Origin of the sequence: Streptomyces sp. NBC_01707, assembly GCF_041438805.1 — a bacterium.
GTDB lineage: Bacteria > Actinomycetota > Actinomycetes > Streptomycetales > Streptomycetaceae > Streptomyces.
This window is the reverse complement of sequence record NZ_CP109190.1, coordinates 5712001-5733410: the sequence shown is the minus strand read 5'-3', so window position 1 is coordinate 5733410 and position 21410 is coordinate 5712001. Positions and strand designations below refer to the sequence as shown.

General features: G+C 70.6%; 21 protein-coding genes. 14 read left to right on the top strand and 7 right to left on the bottom strand.

What is annotated here, in order from left to right:
* Nucleotides 1-42 precede the first annotated feature (42 nt).
* Nucleotides 43-594 carry a GNAT family N-acetyltransferase gene (locus tag OG963_RS25855; protein ID WP_030928081.1) on the top strand — a complete coding sequence of 184 codons (552 nt, stop codon included), beginning with the start codon at nucleotides 43-45 and terminating at the stop codon, nucleotides 592-594.
* 13 nt (nucleotides 595-607) lie between these two features.
* Here OG963_RS25855 and OG963_RS25850 read toward each other — a convergent pair whose 3' ends face one another.
* Nucleotides 608-1051 (bottom strand): GNAT family N-acetyltransferase, encoded by a 444-nt coding sequence (locus tag OG963_RS25850; protein ID WP_093776274.1) that lies wholly within the window; start codon nucleotides 1049-1051, stop codon nucleotides 608-610.
* 216 nt (nucleotides 1052-1267) lie between these two features.
* Between OG963_RS25850 and OG963_RS25845 the strand changes: the two genes are divergently transcribed.
* On the top strand, nucleotides 1268-2020 hold the full coding sequence (locus OG963_RS25845; RefSeq protein WP_093776272.1) for a Mut7-C RNAse domain-containing protein: 753 nt from the start codon (nucleotides 1268-1270) through the stop codon (nucleotides 2018-2020).
* 40 nt (nucleotides 2021-2060) lie between these two features.
* On the opposite strand, the gene OG963_RS25840 is transcribed toward OG963_RS25845, so the two are convergent.
* The gene (locus OG963_RS25840) at nucleotides 2061-2636 is read right to left on the bottom strand and encodes a TetR/AcrR family transcriptional regulator (RefSeq protein WP_030928088.1); all 576 of its coding nucleotides are present in this window, start codon (nucleotides 2634-2636) and stop codon (nucleotides 2061-2063) included.
* A 107-nt stretch (nucleotides 2637-2743) separates the two neighbouring features.
* On the opposite strand from OG963_RS25840, the gene OG963_RS25835 reads away from it, so the two are divergent.
* Nucleotides 2744-4231, top strand: a complete 1488-nt coding sequence (locus OG963_RS25835; RefSeq protein ID WP_093931477.1) for an FAD-dependent oxidoreductase — start codon at nucleotides 2744-2746, stop codon at nucleotides 4229-4231.
* 53 nt (nucleotides 4232-4284) lie between these two features.
* Here OG963_RS25835 and OG963_RS25830 read toward each other — a convergent pair whose 3' ends face one another.
* Nucleotides 4285-4839 carry a hypothetical protein gene (locus OG963_RS25830; protein WP_093776268.1) on the bottom strand — a complete coding sequence of 185 codons (555 nt, stop codon included), beginning with the start codon at nucleotides 4837-4839 and terminating at the stop codon, nucleotides 4285-4287.
* A gap of 148 nt (nucleotides 4840-4987) precedes the next feature.
* Between OG963_RS25830 and OG963_RS25825 the strand changes: the two genes are divergently transcribed.
* Nucleotides 4988-5323, top strand: a complete 336-nt coding sequence (locus tag OG963_RS25825) for a YnfA family protein (protein ID WP_030928094.1) — start codon at nucleotides 4988-4990, stop codon at nucleotides 5321-5323.
* A 150-nt stretch (nucleotides 5324-5473) separates the two neighbouring features.
* The gene (locus OG963_RS25820; RefSeq protein WP_030928096.1) at nucleotides 5474-6232 is read left to right on the top strand and encodes an SDR family NAD(P)-dependent oxidoreductase; all 759 of its coding nucleotides are present in this window, start codon (nucleotides 5474-5476) and stop codon (nucleotides 6230-6232) included.
* Between the two features lie 99 nt (nucleotides 6233-6331).
* On the opposite strand, the gene OG963_RS25815 is transcribed toward OG963_RS25820, so the two are convergent.
* On the bottom strand, nucleotides 6332-7525 hold the full coding sequence (locus OG963_RS25815) for an RtcB family protein (protein ID WP_093776264.1): 1194 nt from the start codon (nucleotides 7523-7525) through the stop codon (nucleotides 6332-6334).
* A gap of 170 nt (nucleotides 7526-7695) precedes the next feature.
* On the opposite strand from OG963_RS25815, the gene OG963_RS25810 reads away from it, so the two are divergent.
* The 3 genes from OG963_RS25810 (at nucleotide 7696) to OG963_RS25800 (ending at nucleotide 10943) form a co-directional block, all read left to right on the top strand.
* Nucleotides 7696-8466 (top strand): DUF3558 domain-containing protein, encoded by a 771-nt coding sequence (locus tag OG963_RS25810; protein ID WP_093776262.1) that lies wholly within the window; start codon nucleotides 7696-7698, stop codon nucleotides 8464-8466.
* 152 nt (nucleotides 8467-8618) lie between these two features.
* Nucleotides 8619-9392, top strand: a complete 774-nt coding sequence (locus OG963_RS25805; RefSeq protein WP_093776260.1) for a DUF3558 family protein — start codon at nucleotides 8619-8621, stop codon at nucleotides 9390-9392.
* Nucleotides 9393-9599: 207 nt separating this feature from the next.
* A complete protein-coding gene (locus OG963_RS25800) occupies nucleotides 9600-10943 on the top strand; it encodes a DUF2637 domain-containing protein (protein ID WP_093776258.1) in 1344 nt (447 codons plus the stop codon).
* 98 nt (nucleotides 10944-11041) lie between these two features.
* On the opposite strand, the gene lysS is transcribed toward OG963_RS25800, so the two are convergent.
* Nucleotides 11042-12802 (bottom strand): lysine--tRNA ligase, encoded by a 1761-nt coding sequence (lysS, locus tag OG963_RS25795; protein ID WP_176902281.1) that lies wholly within the window; start codon nucleotides 12800-12802, stop codon nucleotides 11042-11044.
* A 134-nt stretch (nucleotides 12803-12936) separates the two neighbouring features.
* Here lysS and argS point away from each other — a divergent pair, with 134 nt between their 5' ends.
* Nucleotides 12937-14712, top strand: coding sequence for an arginine--tRNA ligase (argS, locus tag OG963_RS25790; RefSeq protein WP_030928108.1), 1776 nt, complete (start codon nucleotides 12937-12939; stop codon nucleotides 14710-14712).
* A 119-nt stretch (nucleotides 14713-14831) separates the two neighbouring features.
* Nucleotides 14832-15155: a hypothetical protein gene (locus OG963_RS25785; protein WP_143020007.1), complete on the top strand. Its 324-nt coding sequence runs from the start codon at nucleotides 14832-14834 to the stop codon at nucleotides 15153-15155.
* Here the strand turns inward: OG963_RS25785 and OG963_RS25780 are convergent.
* Nucleotides 15119-16462 (bottom strand): helix-turn-helix domain-containing protein, encoded by a 1344-nt coding sequence (locus OG963_RS25780; protein ID WP_319325290.1) that lies wholly within the window; start codon nucleotides 16460-16462, stop codon nucleotides 15119-15121. The genes OG963_RS25785 and OG963_RS25780 overlap by 37 nt on opposite strands.
* Nucleotides 16463-16767: 305 nt before the next feature.
* Here OG963_RS25780 and OG963_RS25775 point away from each other — a divergent pair, with 305 nt between their 5' ends.
* From OG963_RS25775 to OG963_RS25760, 4 genes are all read left to right on the top strand, one after another.
* Nucleotides 16768-17517, top strand: coding sequence for a DUF4232 domain-containing protein (locus tag OG963_RS25775; protein ID WP_371799487.1), 750 nt, complete (start codon nucleotides 16768-16770; stop codon nucleotides 17515-17517).
* Nucleotides 17518-17848: 331 nt separating this feature from the next.
* Complete coding sequence (locus OG963_RS25770) at nucleotides 17849-18649, top strand: HEAT repeat domain-containing protein (protein ID WP_177309399.1); 801 nt, start codon at nucleotides 17849-17851, stop codon at nucleotides 18647-18649.
* Nucleotides 18650-18735: 86 nt separating this feature from the next.
* Nucleotides 18736-19542: a DUF4253 domain-containing protein gene (locus OG963_RS25765; RefSeq protein ID WP_093776250.1), complete on the top strand. Its 807-nt coding sequence runs from the start codon at nucleotides 18736-18738 to the stop codon at nucleotides 19540-19542.
* 202 nt (nucleotides 19543-19744) lie between these two features.
* The gene (locus tag OG963_RS25760; RefSeq protein ID WP_107441121.1) at nucleotides 19745-20275 is read left to right on the top strand and encodes a HEAT repeat domain-containing protein; all 531 of its coding nucleotides are present in this window, start codon (nucleotides 19745-19747) and stop codon (nucleotides 20273-20275) included.
* A 28-nt stretch (nucleotides 20276-20303) separates the two neighbouring features.
* Here the strand turns inward: OG963_RS25760 and hemB are convergent, their stop codons facing one another.
* Nucleotides 20304-21302 (bottom strand): porphobilinogen synthase, encoded by a 999-nt coding sequence (gene hemB, locus OG963_RS25755; protein ID WP_176902279.1) that lies wholly within the window; start codon nucleotides 21300-21302, stop codon nucleotides 20304-20306.
* Nucleotides 21303-21410: the final 108 nt, after the last annotated feature.

Genomic DNA, 21410 nt, shown 5'->3' with positions numbered 1-21410 from the left:
CGGTGCCGGTGGTTGTCGGTGGGGCGGCCTACTGTCTTCGGTATGGATCGCACCGCGTCGGCGCCGGCGCCCGTCGTACGGATCGTGCCCTGGTCGGACGGCGACCTGGAGCTGCTCCGCCGTGCCAACGCACCGGAGCTGATGGACCACCTGGGCGGCCCCGAGTCCGAGGAGCAGCTCATGGCGCGCCATGACCGCTATGTCGCGCTGAGCGAGGACCGGACAGGCAGCGGCAGGATGTACCGGATCGTCCTGGCCGACGGCAGCGGGGAAGAGGCCGTCGGGACCATCGGTTTCTGGGAGCGGACCTGGCGGGGGCAGGAGGTGTACGAGACGGGGTGGGCCGTCCTCCCCGGATACCAGGGGCGGGGCATCGCGGCGACCGCGGCCGTGGCCGTCGCCGAGCAGGCCCGGGCCGAGCACAAGCACCGGCATCTGCACGCATACCCGTCCGTGGACAACGCCGCGTCGAACGCGGTGTGCCGCAAGGCAGGCTTCACCCTGCTCGGCATGTGCGACTTCGAGTACCCGCCCGGCCATGTGCTGCTGACGAACAACTGGCGGCTGGAACTCGCCCCGGAGTCCGCCCCGTGACTCGGCGTGGAGCTCAGCCCTGGTCCCGGACCAGCCGCTTGGTGAAGCTGAACGCGACGATGGCGAGCCGCTCCCGCAGATAGAAGCGGTGGGCGTCCGTGCGGTGGGTCCCCGAGTCCAGACTGAATTCCAGGCACCCCGCCTCCTGGGCGCGCTGCTCCAGATACCCCAGGAGCCGGCGGCCGACGCCGGTGGAGCGGGCGCGCTCGGCGGTGACCAGATCGTCGACGTACAGCTTGCGGATCTGGCTGGTGTTGTCGACGACGCGCCATCCGGCAGCGCCCACGCATTCGCCGTCGTCGTCGTAGCAGGCCGTGAAGCGGAGCCCCTGCGCGTGTCCCTTCCCGTACACCTCCCGGAAGAGGTCCTCCGTCAGATGTGGACGCAGCTCACGCAGGACGGGAAGCAGGTCGTCCGCCAGTCGGGCGTCGCCGGGTTCGAGATCGAGAATTTTCATGGCAGAACTGTAGGCGGCCGCCCGGGACCCAAAAACGCTCCGCCTGGGCGGCGGGCCCCGCCCAGGCAATTCATGTGTAATGCACAGCTTTTGCGCAATACGACTGAATTCTCTGCGGACCTGCCCCGGCACACCGCCTCGTTCCGCGGCCGAGCCACCACCTCTCCCCCTCGAATCCCCTGGCTGCCGCGGACCGCTCAATGGCATCCTGGCGACGTGAACGGACCGGAGATCCACCTCGAGGTCGACCCCGAACTGCGGCTCTTCGTCGCGCACGAGCGCCGCAACGGGCGCACGGCCGTGATCACCGACGGCGCCTCGACGCTCGGCCATGTCGTGGAGTCGCTCGGGGTCCCGCTCACCGAGGCGGGCCAACTGCTCGTCGACGGGCGCCCCGTTCCGGTCTCGCACATCCCAGGCGCGGGTGAACTCGTGGAGGTGCGCGCGGTGGCACGCCCCCAGCGCATCGAAGGCGCTCCGCTGCGCTTCCTCCTCGACGTCCACCTCGGCACGCTCGCCCGGCGGCTGCGGCTACTGGGCGTCGACGCCGCGTACGAGAGCGCGGACATCGGCGATCCGGCACTGGCCGCGCTGTCGGCGAAGGAGCAACGGGTGCTGCTCTCGCGCGACCGGGGTCTGCTGCGGCGCCGGGAGATCTGGGCGGGCGCGTACATCTACAGCGACCGACCCGACGACCAGCTACGGGACGTACTCGAACGGTTCGCACCGGTACTGGCCCCGTGGAGCCGGTGCACCGCATGCAACGGGCAGCTCACCGAGGCCGACAAGGACTCCGTCAGCGGGCAGCTGGAGCACGGCACGCAGCGGTCGTACGACGTCTTCGCGCAGTGCGTGGAGTGCGGCCGGGTGTATTGGCGCGGCGCCCACCACGCACATCTGGAGAAGATCGTCGCCAGTGCGGTCCACGAGTTCGGTGACGCCTCCGATCAGGCCGGCCCACTCGTGTAGACGGTGTCCGGCCGAGCCGTCGCCGAGGCGAGCGGGGCCGTTACGGCCGCTCGGCGGTCAAGTAGCGCTGGACGGTGGGCGCGAGCCAGGCGATCACCTCGTCGCGGGGCATGGAGGCCGCAGGCGCGATGCGCAGGACGTATCTCGCGAGCGCCATCCCCAGGATCTGAGATGCGGCGAGCGCGGCACGGCGTGGGGCATCGGCGGGGTCGGGGCAGACCCCGGCAGCTATCGGACCGAGCTGCTCGGCGAAGACCGCCCGCATGCGCTCGGCCCCCGCCTCATTGGTGACCCCGACCCGGAGCAGCCCCGTCAGCACGTCGTCCTCCTCCCAGCGGTCCAGGAAATGGGCGACGAGTACGGCCCCGACGTGCTTGCCGGGCAGCGCCCCGAGCGCGGGCAGGCGCAGATCGATCACGGACGCGGCGGCGAACAGTCCTTCCTTGTTGCCGTAGTAGCGCATCACCATCGACGGGTCGATGTTCGCGTCGCGGGCGATGGCCCGGATGGTGGCGCGCTCATAGCCGTCGGCGGCGAACCGCTCGCGGGCGGCTTCGAGGATCGCGGCCTTCGTGGCATCCGAGCGGCGGGGGGCGCCGGGGGCTTTCGTCGTCATGCCAACAATCGTAGGCCAACAACTGTTGACATACCAGATCCACCGGATCTACATTTGCCAACAAGCGTTGACCCACACTCGTTGGCAAACGGCTTCAGGAGGCCGCCATGACCGGCAAGCCCAGCACCCGTGCGAACGCCGACTCCGCCCCCGACGTACCGCACGACGCCGCCACCGCCGATGTCCTCGTGGTGGGCGCAGGGCCCACCGGGCTGCTGCTCGCGGGCGACCTCGCCGCGCGCGGCCTGTCGGTCACCGTCGTCGAGCGCCGCCGGCGCAGCGCGAGCAACATGACGCGCGCCTTCGCCGTTCATGCCCGCACCCTCGAAGTACTCGACGCCCGCGGCCTCGCCGACGAGCTGCTCAAGACGGGATCCCGCCTCACCGGGTTGCGGCTCTTCGGCAACCTTTCGCTCGACCTCTCCCGACTGCGGTCCCGCTTCCCGTTCGTGCTGATCACCCCGCAGTACGAGATCGAGCACCTGCTGGAGCGCCGCGCGCTGTCCGCGGGGGTGCACTTCCGTCACGGCACGGAACTGACCGGCCTGCACCAGTCCGCCGACGAGGTCACCGCCGAGGTGCAGGACGCCGACGGGACGCGCACCACCCTCTCCGCGCGCTATGCCGTCGGCACCGACGGAGTGCGCAGCGCCGTCCGCGAGGCGCTCGGGCTCCCGTTCCCCGGCAAGTCGGTGATCCGGTCCATCATCCTGGCCGACGTCCGGCTGACCGAGGAACCGGCCGCCCTCCTCACGGCCAACGGCGTGGGGGACGCCTTCGCCTTCATCGCCCCGTTCGGCGACGGCTGGTACCGGGTCATGGGATGGAACCGGAACCACCAGGCCGACGACACCGACCCCGTCGAGCTCGACGAACTGCGGCAGATCGTCCGCCTCGCCCTGGGCAGCGACCACGGCATGCACGACGCCCGCTGGATCTCCCGCTTCCACAGCGACGAGCGCCAGGTGCCCGCCTACCGCACAGGCCGGGTCTTCCTCGCCGGGGACGCCGCCCATGTCCACTCCCCCGCGGGCGGCCAGGGCATGAACACCGGCCTCCAAGACGCCGCCAACCTGTCCTGGAAGCTCGCAACCGTGCTCCGGGGACACGCGGCGGACCCGGAAGCGCTCCTCGACAGCTACCACTCCGAGAGGCACCCGGTCGGCACCAAGGTGCTGCGCAGCAGTGGTGCGCTGGTCCGCCTCGCCATGGCCCGCACCCTGCGGCAGCGAGCGGTCCGCACGGCCGCCGCCCGCCTCCTGTCGACGGCACGGCCGGCCGGCGACAAGGCGATGGGCATGATCTCCGGCATCGGCATCGCGTACGCGGCGCCGCGCGGCTCGCATCCCCTCACCGGAAAGCGCGCTCCCGACCTGGGACTGGTGGAGGGCCGCCTCCAGGAGGTGCTGCGCGACGGCGAGTTCGTCGTCGTGACTCCCGCCGACATGCCCACGCCGGTGTCGCCGGTCCCGCTGGTGCACACGCACTGGACGGACGACCGCTCGACCGTGCTGCTCGTCCGTCCCGACGGTCATGTCGCCTGGGCGAGCGACCGGCCCGACCCCGCGGCGCTGCGGGCCGCCCTCACCCGATGACCGGCACGCACACCACCACCGCGGCCACGTGTCCGGCCACGCCGGACACGCGGTCAGAAGACGTATTCGTCCCCGGTGGCGGGCGCCAGCACCTCATGCCGGTCGTTCTGCGGGTTCCGATCGGTCACGCCACCGTTCCACGCGGTGTCGATCCGTACGACAACCTCGTTCGGCCGCCCCGCGAGCTGCAGTTCGAGCGCGAACTGCCGGCCCGCCGCCCCACCCGCACGCAAGGGTCCTGTCCGGCACAGCACGGTGCGGGCGTCGGCCTGCAGACAGGCGCTCGGCATCTCCTGCCGGCCGGTGAGGACCACCGAGAAGCGCAGCCGCACGGTCGAACGCATCACGTCCGACGGGCCATGGTTCTCGCTGAGCAGCCAGACTCCTAGCTCCTCGCCCCACAGCGAGACATGGCCGTGGTGGGAGACGTCCGCCTCCGGTGCGACCGACCGGTACGCCGGAACCGGCTTGGCCGCAACCGCGGCCACCGGCACGGGTGCCGAGTCCGCCCCGGTCGCCTTTCCGGCCCCCCACATCACAGACGACACCGTCGCCGCAGTCGCCATCGCGACGGAGACCAACAGTCGAGCCCTACGCGTCAGTACCATGTCCCGAAGATACTGATCACCCCGAATCGTCCCTATTTACACACCGGTTCGACACACCAACTCCACCCACCTGCCCCACCGTCCGGATCGCCGCCCCCTCCAGCCTCCCCCGCGTCGTCCCGCCCCGCCCACATGAAACGCTGCCCCCATGGTCGTCGCCCGCTCAGTCGCGCTGTTCGTCGTCGCCGCGCTCTTCGAGATCGGCGGAGCCTGGCTCGTCTGGCAGGGCGTGCGCGAGCACCGGGGCTGGATCTGGATCGGCGCCGGAGTCATCGCCCTCGGCGCGTACGGCTTCGTGGCCACGCTTCAGCCGGACGCGGAGTTCGGTCGCGTCCTCGCCGCGTACGGCGGTGTCTTCGTCGCAGGTTCGATCGCCTGGGGCGTGATCGCCGACGGCTACCGCCCCGGCCGCTGGGACGTGATCGGCGCACTGATCTGCCTGGCCGGCATGGCCGTGATCATGTACGCCCCCCGCAACCACTGACCGCGCCGCCGATCACCCCGATGACCTGCACCGACCGCACCGACCGCACCGCTGACCGTGCCACCCCCACCGTCGGCCGACGAACGGCCGCTCGCCCCGCCTGCCTATCCTGAACCTGTACCGATCAGCCGTCCGAGGAGTCGAGTCCGCATGGCCGCCACCCCCATCGCCGTGATCACCGGAGCGAGCAGCGGCATCGGCGCCGCGACTGCCCGCCGGCTGGCCGCCGACGGCTACCGCGTCGTCCTGACCGCCCGCCGCAAGGACCGGATCGAGGCACTCGCCGCCGAGATCAACGAAGCGGGACACGAGGCCACGGCGTACGCCCTGGACGTCACGGACCGCGAGGCGGTCGACACGTTCGCCACCGCCTTCCGCAACCTCGCCGTGCTCGTCAACAACGCGGGCGGCGCCCTCGGCGCCGACCCCGTCGCCACCGGCGACCCGGCCGACTGGCGCCAGATGTACGAGACGAACGTCATCGGCACCCTCAACGTCACCCAGGCCCTGCTCCCCGCCCTCACCGCGAGCGGGGACGGCACGATCGTGATCCTCTCCTCGACGGCGGCCCTCGCCTCGTACGAGGGCGGCGGTGGCTACGTGGCCGCCAAGCACGGCGAGCACGTCCTGGCCGAGACGCTGCGCCTGGAGATCGTCGGCACCCCGGTCCGCGTCATCGAGGTCGCCCCCGGCATGGTCAAGACGGAGGAGTTCGCCACCACCCGGTTCCGTGGCGACACCGAGAAGGCCGCCAAGGTCTACGCGGGCGTCGACGCCCCGCTCTCCGCCGACGACGTGGCCGACACGATCACCTGGGCCGTCACCCGCCCCAGCCACGTCAACATCGACCTGCTGGTGGTCCGCCCCCGCGCCCAGGCCTCCAACTCCAAGGTCCACCGCACCCTCTGACCTCCGACAGCGACGCGCACACGGCTTCGGCCACGCAGAAGAGCCCCGGACCACCACCACAGGGTCCGGGGCTCTTCCGTTCATCGGCGCGGCAGGCGATCAGCCCTTCACGCACACCACCTGCTTCAGCTTCGCGACGACCTCCACGAGGTCCCGCTGCTGCTCGATGACCTGCTCGATCGGCTTGTACGCAGCCGGAATCTCGTCCACGACGCCGGAGTCCTTGCGGCACTCCACACCTCGCGTCTGCTCCTCCAGGTCCCGTGTCGAGAAGCGCCGCTTGGCCGCGTTGCGGCTCATCTTCCGGCCGGCGCCGTGCGAGGCCGAGTTGAACGACTTCGCGTTCCCGAGGCCCTTCACGATGTACGAGCCGGTGCCCATCGATCCGGGGATGATGCCGAGGTCCCCCGACCCGGCCCGGATCGCACCCTTACGGGTGACCAGCAGGTCCATGCCGTCGTACCGCTCCTCCGCCACATAGTTGTGGTGGCAGGAGATGACCGGGTCGAAGGTCACCCGGGCCTTCTTGAACTCCTTGCGGACCACGTCCTGGAAGAGCCCCATCATGATCGCGCGGTTGCGCTTCGCGTACTCCTGGGCCCAGAACAGGTCGTTGCGGTAGGCCGCCATCTGCGGCGTGTCCGCGACGAAGACGGCCAGGTCGCGGTCGACCAGACCCTGGTTGTGCGTCAGCTTCTGCGCCACCCCGATGTGGTGCTCGGCGAGCTCCTTGCCGATGTTCCGGGATCCGGAGTGCAGCATCAGCCAGACCGAACCCGACTCGTCGAGGCAGAACTCGATGAAGTGGTTGCCCGACCCAAGCGTCCCCATCTGCTTCGTGGCCCGCTCCCGACGGAACTTGACCGCATCGGCCACCCCCTCGAACCGTCCCCAGAAGTCGTCCCAGCCCGCCGTCGCGAATCCGTGCAGCCGCCCGGGGTCCACGACGTCGTCGTGCATCCCACGGCCCACCGGAATGGCCTGCTCGATCTTCGATCGCAGCCGCGACAGATCTCCCGGCAGGTCGTTGGCGGTCAGGGAGGTCTTCACCGCGGACATTCCGCAGCCGATGTCCACCCCCACCGCGGCCGGGCAGACCGCACCGTGCATCGCGATCACCGAGCCGACGGTCGCGCCCTTGCCGTAATGCACATCAGGCATGACGGCGAGCCCCTTGATCCAGGGCAGGGTGGCCACATTCTGCAGCTGCTGCATCGCGCCGCCCTCGACCGAAGCCGGGTCGGCCCACATGCGGATCGGGACCTTGGCCCCCGGTACCTCTACATACGACATAGCCCCTCGATTCCCCCGAAAAGTCAGAAAGCGCAAAACCGGTGCCAAGGTCGACAAATGAGTCGGTCGACCGGCATTCACAGCGGCGCGTGCGATACACATTGTGTCCACCGGCCGCCATCGAGCGGCAACCGTTTTTCGCACGAAGGGAGCCCAGGATCGTGCGACGAATGGCGTACGTACCCGGCGCCGCGCTCCTTGCAGCGCTTGTCGTCGGCTGTAGCGCCGGCACCGGAACCGACGGCTCCGCCGCCGACAGCAGGCCCGGCGGCCCGACGTCCTCCCCCGCCGCACCGGCGGGCAAGTACCGCACACTTCCCGACCCTTGCCGCTCCGTGACGCACTCCACCCTGAAGGACCTGCTCCCGGGCGTCGCCGAACTGCCGCAGGAACAGCAGGAGAAGGCGTACGCGGGAACGGCCTCCGTGACCTACGACACGGACCGCCGCGTCGGTTGCACATGGAAGGCCGAGGACTCGGACTCGTCCCGCGGCCTCTCCCTCGACTTCGAGCGGGTCGTCTCGTACGACACCTCCGTGAGCGACGACGACCGCGCCGACGAGGTGTACGGGAAGAAGGAGGCCGCCGCGCATCTGCCGTCCTCGGCATCGGACACCCCCTCGGACTCGAGCTCCCCGTCGGGCTCGGCACCGAGCGACGGGGAGACCGGCGGAAAGAGCGGCGACGGGGCCACCGAAGACCTTCAACCGCGCGTCCTCGACAACCTCGGAGATGCCGCATTTCTGGACGATCTGCTCATCAAGGCAGGTTCCGCCGCACAGCATCGGACGGTGAGCGTGGTATTCCGCACATCGAACGTCATCGTGACCGTCCGGTACACCGAGCAGCCCGCCCTCTCGACGGAGATGCCCGACAGCAAGGAACTGCAGGAGAAAGCCCAGGCGCTGGCCCGGAAGCTGGTCGACAAGTTCAGCGAATAGCCCCGCGCCGATCGCCCCTGACCGGCGCCGGTCCCGCTCGGCGGCCCACCCGGCCGAGGCGGCATCCGGCCGCCGTCCGTCGTACCGTGGCCCTCCGGAACACCCGCCCGACCGTCCACCCGCGCCGCCCGCGCCACCCGAGTGAAGGAACCATGCACCGATCAGCCTCGCGACTCACCCGCATACTCGCCTGCGCCGCCGTCCCGGTGATGCTCGTCGTCGCCGGCTGTTCGTCGGACTCCGGCAGCAAGAAGGAGTCGGACGGCTCGTCCTCCTCCGCTCCGGGCGCGAAGAAGTCGGTGGCGGCGCTCGAACCGGCGAAGTTCGCCGAGCTGCCCGACCCGTGCAAGGCGATCTCCGCGAAGACGATCACCTCGCTGGTACCCAAGGCGAAGAGCAAGGCCGGTTCGCCGGCCACGTCCAGCGACACCTCGGTGCGCGCCGGCTGCTCCTGGAACGGCCTCGACGACAACGGCGTCAAGGGCTCGCAGTACCGCTGGCTCGACGTCGGCTTCACCCGCTTCGACTCGGACCAGGCTCTCGGCACCGGCGCGAAGCGCGCCGAGGACGACTTCACGAAGCAGCTCGCCAAGACCAGGACGGCCGAGGGCGCGAAGAAGATCACCGAGGCCCCCGTCAGCGGCATCGGCGAGCAGGCCACCAAGGTCACGTACGACCTGGCCAAGACCGGCGAGGACTTCAAGTACGCGACGATCGTGGCCCGTACGGGGAACGTCGTCGTCACCCTGACCTACAACGGCGCGGGTTACGCGGGTGCGAAGACGCCGTCCGGCGCCGACATCCTCAAGGACGCCGAGAAGGCCGCCAAGGAAGCCGTCGCCGCGGTCGCCGACGCCAACGCCGCCGACGACAAGCAGTCGAGCCCGTCCGCGAGCCCGTCGAAGTCGGCCAAGTCGTCGAACTAGACGTCACGGGGAACCGGAACCGGACCCGGCGCCGCTCGCCCGGCAGCCGCCCCGATCCCCAAACCCCCTGCCCGGAAGCAGTTTTACGAAGCCCGGTCCTGCCCCGAGGACCGGGCTTCTCGCCTCCCCGCGCAACGGACGCCACACACATGTGCCAGGCTGTGCCCGCCAGAAGTCGAAGAAGGGGACACAGGGAGGGGATCGCGGGTGGCCGCGATGCAGCTGACACGCACGCACCGGGTACTCATCGGGGTCGTCGTCGCCGGCGCGGCAATCATCGCCGCGATCGGCTTCGCGGGCTCGTACGCCGCCGTGCGCGCGCTCGCAGAACAGAAGGGCTTCGGGAACTTCTCCCTGGTCTTCCCGATCGGCATCGACGCGGGCATCTGCGTACTGCTGGCCCTGGACCTGCTCCTGACCTGGATGCGGATACCGTTCCCGCTGCTGCGTCAGACGGCCTGGCTGCTGACCGCCGCGACGATCGCCTTCAACGGCGCCGCGGCCTGGCCCGACCCGCTCGGCGTCGGCATGCACGCGGTGATCCCGGTGCTGTTCGTGGTCGCGGTCGAGGCCGCCCGGCACGCGGTCGGCCGAATAGCCGACCTGACGGCCGACAAGCACATGGAGGGCGTCCGGCTCACCCGCTGGCTGCTCTCCCCCGTCCCCACGTTCAAGCTGTGGCGGCGGATGAAGCTGTGGGAGCTGCGTTCGTACGAGCAGGTCATCAAGCTCGAACAGGACCGGCTGATCTACCAGGCCCGGCTCCAGGCCCGTTTCGGCCGGAACTGGCGCCGCAAGGCCCCCGTCGAGTCGCTGATGCCGCTGCGGTTGGCGAAGTTCGGCGTTCCGCTGGCCGACACCGGCCCGGCCGGGCTGGCCGCGGCGGGCATCGAACCCGTCCTGCTGCCCCCGGCCCCGGCTCCGGCCGCCGTCGAGACGGTCCACCCCCAGGCCGAATTGCCTTACGCCCCGCAGCCGCAGTACGCCGAGCCTCAACAGCACCAGGCACAACCGCAACAGCAGCAGCACGCCCACCCCTCCGACCCGGCCGCCGAGGAATGGCCGCAGGAGGGCCCCGGCTCGCACGAGAGCCCGTGGTTCGCGGCGCCGCAGGTCCCGGAGGGCGCGTACGAGGGTGCGTACAACCCTACGTACGTCGAAGGCCTCGAACCCACCCCGGTCATGATCCCCTCGGGCCCGGGCGGCCGCACCCGCCCACTGGGCAACGTGGGCACGATCGGCGCGGTCCCCCACCCCCGTGGCGAAGAGCCCCTGCCGGAGTCGCCGGAGCAGCCCCAGCAGCTCCAGGAGCCCGCGGCCGACCCGGTCGAGTGGGCACAGGAGGACGCGGAGTTCGGCGAAATCGCCTACGAGGTGTTCAGCGCGTACACGCACCAGCACAACGACTACCCGAGCGTCGAGGTCCTCGACATCCATCTCTCGGACGGCCACAACGTCAGGCACCCGCGCAGCGCGGCCCTGCTCCGCCGTCTGCTGCCGGGTTTCAAGCAGCGCTTCGACAACGAGATGGCCGAGAACCACATCGCGTGAGCGATCCGGGCCCGTCACCGCTCGACGGCGGACCGGAACCGGCAGCACGGAGGGCCGTCACCCGCATCACCGGGTGACGGCCCTCCGTACAGCGGCAGCTACGCGCCCAGCAGCTTCCGCACCCGCTCCGCACCCACGGCCAGCAGCAACGTGGGCAGCCGCGGCCCGGTGTCCCGGCTGACGAGCAGCCGGTACAGCAGCGCGAAGAACGACCGCTGCGCGGTCTTCAGCTCGGGCGTCGGCTTGGCGTCCGGCTCCAGCCCTGCCAGGATCTTCGGCACGCCGTAGACGAGCGTCGTCAGCCCGTCCAGCGACCAGTGCGAGTCCAGCCCGTCCAGGAGCAGGTGCAGCGACCGGTGCCCCTGCTCGTCCAGCGAGCCGAGCAGTTCCTTGTCCGGCTCGTCGCGGACGATGGTGCGGGCTTCGGCCGGAACCTGGCTGGTGATCCAGTTCTCCGCGCGGTCGAGCCGCGGCCGCGCCTCGTCGAGCGAGGTCAGCGGGTTCTCCGGGTCCAGGTCGCTCAGGATGCGCAGGGTCTGCTCGTCGTGCCCGGCCGTGATGTCGACGACGGACGCGAGTGTGCGGTACGGCAGCGGGCGCGGGGTGCGCGGCAGCTCACCGGCGGCCGTGCCGACGGCGCGGGCGTACGCGGCGGCGTCGGCGGGCAGCACGGTGCCGTCGGCGACCTTGCGGCCCAGGGAGTCCCACTCGTCGTACAGCCGCTGGATCTCCTGGTCGAAGGCGATCTTGAAGGACTGGTTGGGCTTGCGGCGCGCGTACAGCCAGCGCAGCAGCGGCGCCTCCATGATCTTCAGCGCGTCGGCCGGGGTCGGCACGCCGCCCTTGCTGGAGGACATCTTCGCCATGCCGGAGATCCCGACGAAGGCGTACATCGGGCCGATCGGCTGCACACCGTCGAAGACCTCGCGGACGATCTGACCGCCGACGACGAACGACGAGCCGGGCGACGAGTGGTCCACACCGCTGGGCTCGAAGATCACGCCTTCGTACGCCCAGCGCATCGGCCAGTCGACCTTCCAGACCAGCTTGCCGCGGTTGAACTCGCTGAGCCGGACGGTCTCGGCGAAGCCGCAGGCGGTGCACGTGTAGTTCAGCTCGGTCGTCTCGTCGTCGTACGACGTGACGGTCGTGAGGTCCTTCTCGCAGTTGCCGCAGTAGGGCTTGTACGGGAAGTAGCCGGCGGAGCCGCCGCTGCCGTCGTCCTCGCTCGCCGCGCCGGAGCCCGCCTCGGCCTCGAGCTCGGCGTCGTCGACCTTCTTCTGCTGCTGCGGCTTCTTGCCCTTGCCCGCGGCCGCCGGGTCCTTCTTCGTGCGGTACCGGTCGAGGACGGCGTCGATGTCGGCGCGGTGCCTCATCGCGTGCAGGATCTGCTCGCGGTAGGCCCCCGCCGTGTACTGCTCGGTCTGGCTGATGCCGTCGTACTCGACACCCAGTTCGTCCAGCGCGGCCGTCATGGCGGCCTTGAAGTGCTCCGCCCAGTTGGGGTACGCGGACCCGGCCGGGGCGGGCACGGACGTCAGCGGCTTGCCGATGTGCTCGGCCCACGACTCGTCGACGCCGGGGACGCCCGCCGGGACCTTCCGGTAGCGGTCGTAGTCGTCCCACGAGATGAGGTGCCGGACCTGGTGCCCTCGGCGGCGGATCTCGTCCGCGACCAGGTGCGGGGTCATGACCTCGCGGAGGTTGCCCAGGTGGATCGGGCCCGACGGCGAAAGACCGGACGCGACGACGACCGGTTTGCCAGGCGCACGACGCTCCGATTCGGCGATGACCTCGTCCGCGAAGCGGGAGACCCAGTCGGCCTCGGTGCTGCTCTGACTCTGAGCCACGGTCGGCACGTCCTTCTCTCTGGTAGGGCTCGTAGGGGCACCGTCCATTCTCCCAGGTCCCACCGGCAGCGCGAAAACGGCTTTACAGTGCGTGGGATACTGGGCGTGATCCCTTGTACCCCTACGGAAACGGCAGCCGTCCCATGGCCTCGGTCAATTCCCTCGCTTCCACGCTCCAGCAGCAGCTGGCGGACGCCCTGACGGCAGCTCTGCCGGATGCCGGCACCGCGGACCCGCTGCTGCGCCGAAGCGACCGGGCCGACTTCCAGGCCAACGGGATCCTCGCCCTCGCCAAGAAGCTGAAGGGCAACCCGCGCGAGCTCGCGTCCCAGGTCACGGCCGCGATCCCGGCGGGCGACCTGATCAAGGAGATCGAGGTCTCCGGCCCCGGCTTCCTGAACATCACGCTCACCGACAAGGCGATCATCGAGACCCTGGCCGCGCGCGCCGCGGACGACGAGGGCCGGCTCGGTGTGCCGTACGGGCAGAACGCGGGCACGACGGTCGTCGACTACGCGCAGCCGAACGTGGCCAAGGAGATGCACGTCGGCCACCTCCGGTCCGCCGTGATCGGTGCCGCCATGGTGGAGGTCCTGGAGTTCACCGGCGAGACGGTGGTCCGGCGCCACCACATCGGCGACTGGGGCACCCAGTTCGGCATGCTCATCCAGTACCTGATCGAGCACCCGCAGGAGCTCGACCACCGGGGCGGCGAGGAGCAGGACGGCGAAGCCGCCATGTCCTCGCTGAACCGGCTCTACAAGGCGTCGCGGGCGCTCTTCGACTCCGACGAGGAGTTCAAGGCCCGCTCCCGGGACCGGGTGGTCGCGCTCCAGGCCGGTGACGAGGAGACGGTCGCGCTCTGGCAGCGGTTCGTCGACGAGTCGAAGATCTACTTCTACTCGGTCTTCAACAAGCTCGACATGGAGATCCGCGACCCCGACATCGTCGGCGAGTCCGGTTACAACGACATGCTCGAGGAGACCTGCCGGATCCTGGAGGAGACGGGCGTCGCCGTCCGCTCCGAGGGCGCGCTGTGCGTGTTCTTCGACGACGTGAAGGGCCCGGACGGCAACCCGGTGCCGCTGATCGTCAAGAAGACGAACGGCGGGTACGGCTACGCGGCGACCGACCTCTCAGCCATCCGCGACCGGGTCCAGAACCTCAAGGCGAGCACCCTGCTGTACGTCGTGGACGCGCGGCAGTCGCTCCACTTCAAGATGGTCTTCGAGACGGCCCGCCGGGCAGGCTGGCTGAACGAGGACGTGAAGGCGCACCAGCTGGCGTTCGGCACGGTGCTCGGCAAGGACGGCAAGCCCTTCAAGACCCGTGAGGGCGAGACGGTCCGGCTGGTCGACCTGCTGGACGAGGCGATCGAGCGGGCGACGGCCGTCGTGCGCGAGAAGGCAGAGAAGGTCGGCCTGACCGAGCAGGAGATCGTCGAGAACGGCGAGTACGTCGGTATCGGCGCGGTGAAGTACGCCGACCTCTCCACGTCCGCCGTGCGGGACTACAAGTTCGACCTGGACCAGATGGTGTCGCTGAACGGCGACACGTCCGTGTACCTCCAGTACGCGTACGCCCGTATCAAGTCCATCCTGCGCAAGGCGGGCGAGATCCGGCCGGTCGCGCACCCCGAGCTGGAGCTGGCCCCGGCCGAGCGGGCGCTGGGCCTGCACCTGGACCAGTTCGGCGAGAACCTCGCCGAGGTGGCGTCCACGTACGAGCCGCACAAGCTGGCCGCGTACCTCTACCAGCTGGCCTCGCACTACACGACGTTCTACGACCAGTGCCACGTGCTGAGCGACGAGAACCCCGCCGAGGTGGTCGAGAACCGGCTCTTCCTCTGCGACCTGACCGCCCGCACGCTGCACCAGGGCATGGCACTGCTCGGCATCCGCACCCCCGAGCGTCTCTGACCCTCCGTCTCCCCCCTGTGACCTGCGAAATCGCCTATTGACCGGGGGCGGTCACCGGGCGACAGTGACGCGGCCGGCCTGTTCGGCACGTACACGAAGTCACAGGGTGGGGACGGACCATGCAGGTTGACGGCGAAGAGGACAGACCGGCGCGCGCCGAAGCGGAAGCGCTGTTGCGGGCGGGACGGCTCTTCGAAGCCCGGTGCACGGCGCAGGACGCGCTCGACGCGGACGGTCCGGACGCCGGGCTCGCCCAGCGGCTGCGCGAACCGGCACCGGGCTCTCCGCACGCGCTCCGCGTCGAACCGGCCGCCTCGCGCCGCGGCGGGCTCGTCGGCAGGACCGGCCCCCAGCCGCCGTCGGTGGCCCCGGGCCGTCCCCCGAGCACTGCGGCCCGGCTCTCATGTCAGCCGTCGGACCACCGCGCGGTGTCGTTGACGTAGAAGTACTGCGGCCGTGCCTTGATGCTGCTCGTACGGAACGGCTTCCCGCCGTCGTCGATGCGCAGCGTCCCGTCGCGGCCGCCGCTGCTCCACTCCAGCTCCAGGTACCAGCTGACGTCATGCCCTTCGACATGTGCGTCGAGGTCGAACACCTCCACATCGGTGGACGTCACCCGGAACGGGAAGTCCTTCGGCGGCACCGGCGTGCCTGCGTGCTCCCCCGCCACCGGCGTGAGCGTCGGACGGTTGTCGTCCAGGTCCACGTCGAAGGACTGCGGCGTGATCCCACCTCCGCACCCCTCACCCATCGAGTACGCCGACCACGCCAGCGGCTCCTTCCGGGAGAGCACCCGCACGTGCAGGCCGTGCAGGACGACGGCCTGCCCCGACCTTCCCTGCACGGTGAGTTCGAGCAGCATGTCGCCGCCGTCCACACCTCCGAGCGCCCTGGCCCAGCCGCGGGTGTCCTGCGGCGCAGGCGGCGGAGGCACGGCATCGGGCTCCTGGTCCAGCAGGTAGTGCTGCCCGCAGGGCGCCTCCCAGTTGTACGAGCTGATCGTGACGTCAGGGGCGGCGCCCCCGCTCCCCTGCTTCCGCGCGCCCGCGCCCTGCCCGCCGGACGGGGCAGCGCCGCCGGAGGACGAGACGCTCGGGGTGCCGGAGTTGCTGGGTGGGCCCGACGGTTTGTGAGCGCGGGGCGACGCGGACTTGCTCGCATCGACGTCCGGCAGCTCCGGCGCGTCCCCACCGGCACCATCCACTTCGGCGGGAGCATCGCTGAGGTCGGAGTTCGAACCCGAGAGGTTCAGACTGCTGACGACAAGGGTGGTGGGCACCGTGAGTGCGACGACGGCGGCTGCAGCGAGCAGAACGCGCATCCGGGGGGCGGACCGGAACCACCGGGGCGAGTCCCCCTCGGCCGCCACGGTTCCGGGCTCGGGCCCTTCGTCCGCGTCCTTCTCGTCGTCCACCGCCGGAGCCCGAGCCGGAGGTACCGACGGAGCAACAGCTTCCGACACCGGTGCAGGAACGGGCGTTGCGGCCTCCGCCTTGGTCCGCCGTCTCGCGGCTTCCGCCACGATCCACCGCCGGTGCAGCTCCACGAGCTCGTCGGGCGTCGCCGCGCACAGCCGCGCAAACCGCTCCACAGGGGCGTACTCATTGGGTACGGCGTCACCGTTGCAGTACCGGTGGAGCGTCGACGTGCTGACATGCAGTCTTCCCGCGAGTACCCCGTAGCTTCGCCCCGAACGGTCCTTCAGTTCCTTCAGCAGAGCTGCGAATTCCGCGGCTTCCGGCGTCGCCACTGAGGCGTTCCCCCTCCTGGTCCGTCCCGGAACACCGTTCCAGGGACGTGGAATCTCCCCAGCTCACAGTACGCGGAGGCATTCCGGCATCCCCAATGGCCGGGCGGGCGTTGCGGCCGGAATCCGCCACCGCGCAGTCTGTGACCGGACCGCAGGAACCACCGGGATGACGCCTTGCGAACTCGCTTCCGCATCGAGCTGATCGATGCCGTGGCCATGGGCGTAGTGATCGTCGCCAGCACGATCGTCATGGTCCTGATCCGCCACAACTGAGACCACCGAACACCACGGGGAGTACCACAGCCATGCGCAACAACCGCTTCCGCACGACCGCCTTCGCCGCGACCGCCCTCCTGGCCGCCCTCTCGCTCACCGCCTGCAGCGGCGACGACGGCACGGCGGGGGCGGCGGCTCCGGGAACCGGCACCACCGGCGGGCAGTCCCGGGCCACGGACACGGGCACGGGCACGGACGGCAAGCCTGCCGACAACGCGCCCCGGCCCACGGCCCGGCCCGCGTCCGTCGACTCCCAGGGCTCCACCCCGAACACCGGCAGCGGCACCGGTTCCGGTTCCGGTTCCGGTTCAGATTCCGGCAAGGGCGGCAGCACCACCGGCAGCAGCTGGCCGGCCACCGCGGCCTGCATCGGCGAGAACACCGAGATCACCCTCACCAAGGTGAGCCGGCCCATCAACCACCTGCTGCTCACGATGACCAACACGGGTTCTCGCGCGTGCAACGCGTACCACGCGCCCAAGCTCCGGTTCGACGACGCCCAGGCCGTCTTCCCGATCCTGGACGACAACCGGCCGCAAGCCGTGGTGACGCTCGCCCCTGGCAGGTCCGCGTACGCCGCCATCCTGCTGACCGGCGACGTCGAGACGAACGACCAGTACAAGGGCACGCATCTCGCGGTGCACTTCTCCGCCAAGGACCCCTCGGGTGACACGGGCACCGCCCCGGACGAGCTGACACTTCCGGCCGGCACCTACTGGGACGACAAGGGCTTCGTCACCTACTGGCAGAGCGACATGGCCGACGCCCTCACGTACTGAGTGCGCCGAACGCGCCGATCGCGCGAACCGCGCCGAGCCACCCCCCGGACGCCGCTCAGTCCCGGTAGTCCGGGGCCACCCGGTCCAACAGGCGCAGCATGGCCGCCCACGCCAACTCGTACGCCCCGTCGTCCTGGAAGTCCGCGTCCGCCTCGCCCGCGAGCTGGCGGGCGGTGTACTCCCAGGTCTCGGGGGAGGGGACGGTCGGCGGTCCGCCACGCCGTGTCCTCGATCGCCCGACAGCCCTGCATTCCGGGCACGTCCGGCCATCGAGGGCACAACGGCAACCGGACGGACCCGGTCGGGCCCTGCGGCCCTTAGCATCGGCCGCATGGCGATGTTCGTGCACCTGACACCCACGGCGAATGCCGCCCGCATCCGACGGTCCGGGATACGGGCCGTCAGCCACGGCCGCGACGGATCGCGGGGGCTCTTCTGCTTCCCCGTCCTTCCCTCGTACACCCTCACCCACCAGTGGCTCCGCGAACTCGCCCGGCACGGCGGCCCGCGCGGCCTCGTCGCCGTGCACATCCGCCTGCCCGACGACGAGCGCGTCACCGTCGGCCGCTACAACGACCGCCCCGCACAAGGCCCCACGGCCACCACAGCGAGCGACGCCGTACGCCGCATCGCCGCCCTGGACGACCCGCGCGGCTGGGAAGTGTTCGTTCCCAGAGCCGTCACCAAGCGCGAAGTGCACCGCCTCCGCGCCGTCAAACAGGTCACCGGCTGGCGCTACTTCCCCGACTCCAACGGCAGGACACCCTGCACCTGCTTCGGTTGCCGGGTACGTGGCGAGTACGGCTCACAACGCCTGCGCCGACGCCGACCGCACCCCCTCGACGGCCCGGCGCCCGCCACCCCGGTCCTGTTGCGGCAGATAGCGGCGTCCGGTGACCCCGGTGACCCCGCAAAGCTGCGCGAGACACTGCACTGGTTCAGCCTGCGCCGACGAGGACCGGTCGACCGGCTGACCCACCTCGCCGGCCACCCGGACCCACAGGTCCGGGTCGCACTGGTCGAAGCAGTGGCGGGCTGGTCGACGCCGGGCGTCGAAGAACTCCTCCACCGGCTCTCCCAGGACCCGCACGCCGACGTCCGGGAGGCCGTCGAGTTCACGGAGCCGGAGTAGCGGCCGCGCCCGGACTCCCGCCACACCGCCTGCCGACACCGGGGCCGGGCCGCCGACTGTCAGTGGCGGCCTCTAGGGTCACCGACATGGCGACGCTCCCGAACCCGCTCCCGTCACTGGCCACTTCCGGGCTCCGGCTCCCGCCCGGCACCCTGGTCGACACGACGAACGACGGCCCGTGGCACGAACCCCTGCTCTGGTACGCGGACGGGCCCGCCACCCCGGACACCTGGCGCCGGCTGCTCGCCGAGGGCAGGACGGTCGGGCTGCTCCCCGTCCTCCTGGACGGCGGAACACGCGGCGAATGGCCCGAGAAGTGGGAGCTCAGCCCCGGCAGGACGTCGTACCCGGGTGACCACCACGCGGAGGACGTACTGGGCGAACTCTGGGAGGAGTACGCGCAGGACGAACTGGAAGGGGCGGCCGTCGAGCCGTTCGGCCCGGACTGGCCGGGCCTCGCGCCCACCCCGTCGGTCGGCGGTCCCGTCGACGCGGAGGAACGGGCCGCAGGGATCGCCGCTCTGCTCACCGACGCGGACGGCCGGATGCAGGGAGGCCGGGCGGCGCTGGTCCCCGCGCGGCGCAGCGCGGACATACCGGCGGCGATCGGCTGGACGGGACCCCTGAACCACGAGAACGACGTGGCGCGGCTCTGCGCGGTTCTCCGGTCCTGGGAGGACCGCTTCGGCATACGCGTGGTGGCGCTCGGCTTCGACCGTCTGATCGTCTCGGTGGCCACCCCGCCGACCACTGCCGACGAAGCTGTGGCGGTCGCCGCCGAGCACTTCGCGTTCTGCCCGGACAACATCGCGCACAACACCCCGGACACGCTGCGCGCCTACGCGGAGCAGTACGTGCTGGGCGAGGATTCCTGGTCGTTCTGGTGGGACTGAGCGAGTGGTGCTGCCCCTGCCCGCTCACCAGGGGTTCCAGGTCGCCCGGACCACCCTCCCACTCCCGCATTCCATGGGCCTGTCGGCGACCGCAGGCGCCGCGGCCGCCCGGAGGTGCGGACCACAGGAACCAGTCGGCCGTCCGGCCCCCGGGGCAGAGGCCGAGGTATGCGAACGCCGTTCACGGGGAAACGCACACATCATGGATCGGACAGACAGCCTCATCGAGCAGTTCCGCACGCTGCCCGCCGAAAGCGACGAAAAGCGCGAACTCATCGCCGCGATGGGCGACATGCTCGCCGACCGCCCGGACCATCCGGCCGCCGTGCCCTTCCTCGCCTCGGTGACCGCCGACTCGGAGGAGTACGACCTCGCACGGGTCGAAGCCACCATGGTCCTTCGCCTGCGTCCCCCGACCGAGGCCGATTTCCGGCTTCGCGCGGGCCAGGCACTGCTGACCGTGCTGCGCGGCCCCGACGAGAACCTGGTCCGCCAGTACGCGGCCATGGCGCTCGGGCCCTACGCCGACGATCCGGAGGTCCACGAGGTGCTGGCCGCCGCCGTCATGGACGACTTCGACCGGCTCGTACGGGACAACGCCCTGGCGGCGCTCGACGAGGCGGGCCCCAGCGACAAGCGGATCGAGCTGCTGCACCGGCTGTCCGCGGACGCCGCGCTGGGCCACGAGGCGGTCCGCATCCTCTCGTCCTGGGGCCTGGAACCCGCGGCCTGAGGCGACGCGGGACTCCAGGTGTCCGCCGCTACGAACGGCGCAGCCGCTCGGCGACCTCCGTGGCCCAGTACGTAAGGATCATCTGCGCACCCGCGCGCCGGATCCCGGTCAGGCTCTCCATGATCGCCGCGTCGCGGTCGATCCAGCCCTTCTCGGCGGCGGCCTCGATCATCGCGTACTCGCCACTGATCTGGTACGCGGCGACCGGCACGTCCACCGCGTCGGCGACCTTCGCCAGGATGTCCAGGTACGGTCCGGCCGGCTTGACCATGACCATGTCGGCGCCCTCGTCGAGGTCGAGCGCCAGCTCGCGCAGGGACTCGCGGGCGTTCGCCGGGTCCTGCTGGTACGTCTTGCGGTCGCCCTTCAGCGACGAGCCGACCGCCTCACGGAACGGTCCGTAGAACGCCGACGAGTACTTCACCGTGTAGGCGAGGATCGACACGTCCTCGTGCCCGGTCTGGTCGAGCGCGTCGCGGATCACCCCGACCTGGCCGTCCATCATGCCGCTCGGGCCGACCACATGGGCGCCCGCATCCGCCTGGACCTGGGCCATCTCGGCGTACCGCTCCAGGGTGGCGTCGTTGTCGACGCGGCCGTCGGCGGTCAGGACACCGCAGTGACCGTGGTCCGTGTACTCGTCGAGGCACAGGTCCGACATGACGACGAGATCGTCACCGACCTCTTCGCGCACCGCGCGCAGACCGACCTGGAGGATGCCGTCCGGGTCGGTGCCCGCGGTTCCCCGGGCATCCTTCTTCTCGTCCGTCGGAACGCCGAAGAGCATGATCCCGGAGACCCCGGCCGAGACCGCGTCGACGGCGGCCTTCCGGAGGGTGTCCAGGGTGTGCTGCTGGACACCGGGCATGGCCGAGATGGCGACGGGCGCCGTGATGCCCTCGCGTACGAACGCGGGCAGGATCAGGTTCGCCGGGTCGAGCCGTGTCTCGGCGACCATCCGCCGCATCGCCGGGGTCGTCCGCAGCCGCCGGGGGCGGGAGCCGGGGAAGTTTCCGTACACAGTCATCCTTCGACGATAGACCCGTACACATCACCGTCTTACCGACACCTGTACCGGAAAAACGAGCGGGGGAACGGGCCGGTGAACAGGCAGGGGCCCGGCTGCCGAAACAGC

What these genes read in the sequence shown, in the direction of transcription:
- OG963_RS25855 (WP_030928081.1), top strand. Translation starts at nt 43, where the DNA reads ATGGATCGCACCGCGTCGGCGCCGGCGCCCGTCGTACGGATCGTGCCC.
- OG963_RS25850 (WP_093776274.1), bottom strand. Translation starts at nt 1,051, where the DNA reads ATGAAAATTCTCGATCTCGAACCCGGCGACGCCCGACTGGCGGACGAC.
- OG963_RS25840 (WP_030928088.1), bottom strand. Translation starts at nt 2,636, where the DNA reads ATGACGACGAAAGCCCCCGGCGCCCCCCGCCGCTCGGATGCCACGAAG.
- OG963_RS25835 (WP_093931477.1), top strand. Translation starts at nt 2,744, where the DNA reads ATGACCGGCAAGCCCAGCACCCGTGCGAACGCCGACTCCGCCCCCGAC.
- OG963_RS25830 (WP_093776268.1), bottom strand. Translation starts at nt 4,839, where the DNA reads ATGGTACTGACGCGTAGGGCTCGACTGTTGGTCTCCGTCGCGATGGCG.
- OG963_RS25825 (WP_030928094.1), top strand. Translation starts at nt 4,988, where the DNA reads ATGGTCGTCGCCCGCTCAGTCGCGCTGTTCGTCGTCGCCGCGCTCTTC.
- OG963_RS25820 (WP_030928096.1), top strand. Translation starts at nt 5,474, where the DNA reads ATGGCCGCCACCCCCATCGCCGTGATCACCGGAGCGAGCAGCGGCATC.
- OG963_RS25815 (WP_093776264.1), bottom strand. Translation starts at nt 7,525, where the DNA reads ATGTCGTATGTAGAGGTACCGGGGGCCAAGGTCCCGATCCGCATGTGG.
- OG963_RS25810 (WP_093776262.1), top strand. Translation starts at nt 7,696, where the DNA reads ATGGCGTACGTACCCGGCGCCGCGCTCCTTGCAGCGCTTGTCGTCGGC.
- OG963_RS25805 (WP_093776260.1), top strand. Translation starts at nt 8,619, where the DNA reads ATGCACCGATCAGCCTCGCGACTCACCCGCATACTCGCCTGCGCCGCC.
- argS (WP_030928108.1), top strand. Translation starts at nt 12,937, where the DNA reads ATGGCCTCGGTCAATTCCCTCGCTTCCACGCTCCAGCAGCAGCTGGCG.
- OG963_RS25785 (WP_143020007.1), top strand. Translation starts at nt 14,832, where the DNA reads ATGCAGGTTGACGGCGAAGAGGACAGACCGGCGCGCGCCGAAGCGGAA.
- OG963_RS25775 (WP_371799487.1), top strand. Translation starts at nt 16,768, where the DNA reads ATGCGCAACAACCGCTTCCGCACGACCGCCTTCGCCGCGACCGCCCTC.
- OG963_RS25770 (WP_177309399.1), top strand. Translation starts at nt 17,849, where the DNA reads ATGGCGATGTTCGTGCACCTGACACCCACGGCGAATGCCGCCCGCATC.
- OG963_RS25765 (WP_093776250.1), top strand. Translation starts at nt 18,736, where the DNA reads ATGGCGACGCTCCCGAACCCGCTCCCGTCACTGGCCACTTCCGGGCTC.
- OG963_RS25760 (WP_107441121.1), top strand. Translation starts at nt 19,745, where the DNA reads ATGGATCGGACAGACAGCCTCATCGAGCAGTTCCGCACGCTGCCCGCC.
- hemB (WP_176902279.1), bottom strand. Translation starts at nt 21,302, where the DNA reads ATGACTGTGTACGGAAACTTCCCCGGCTCCCGCCCCCGGCGGCTGCGG.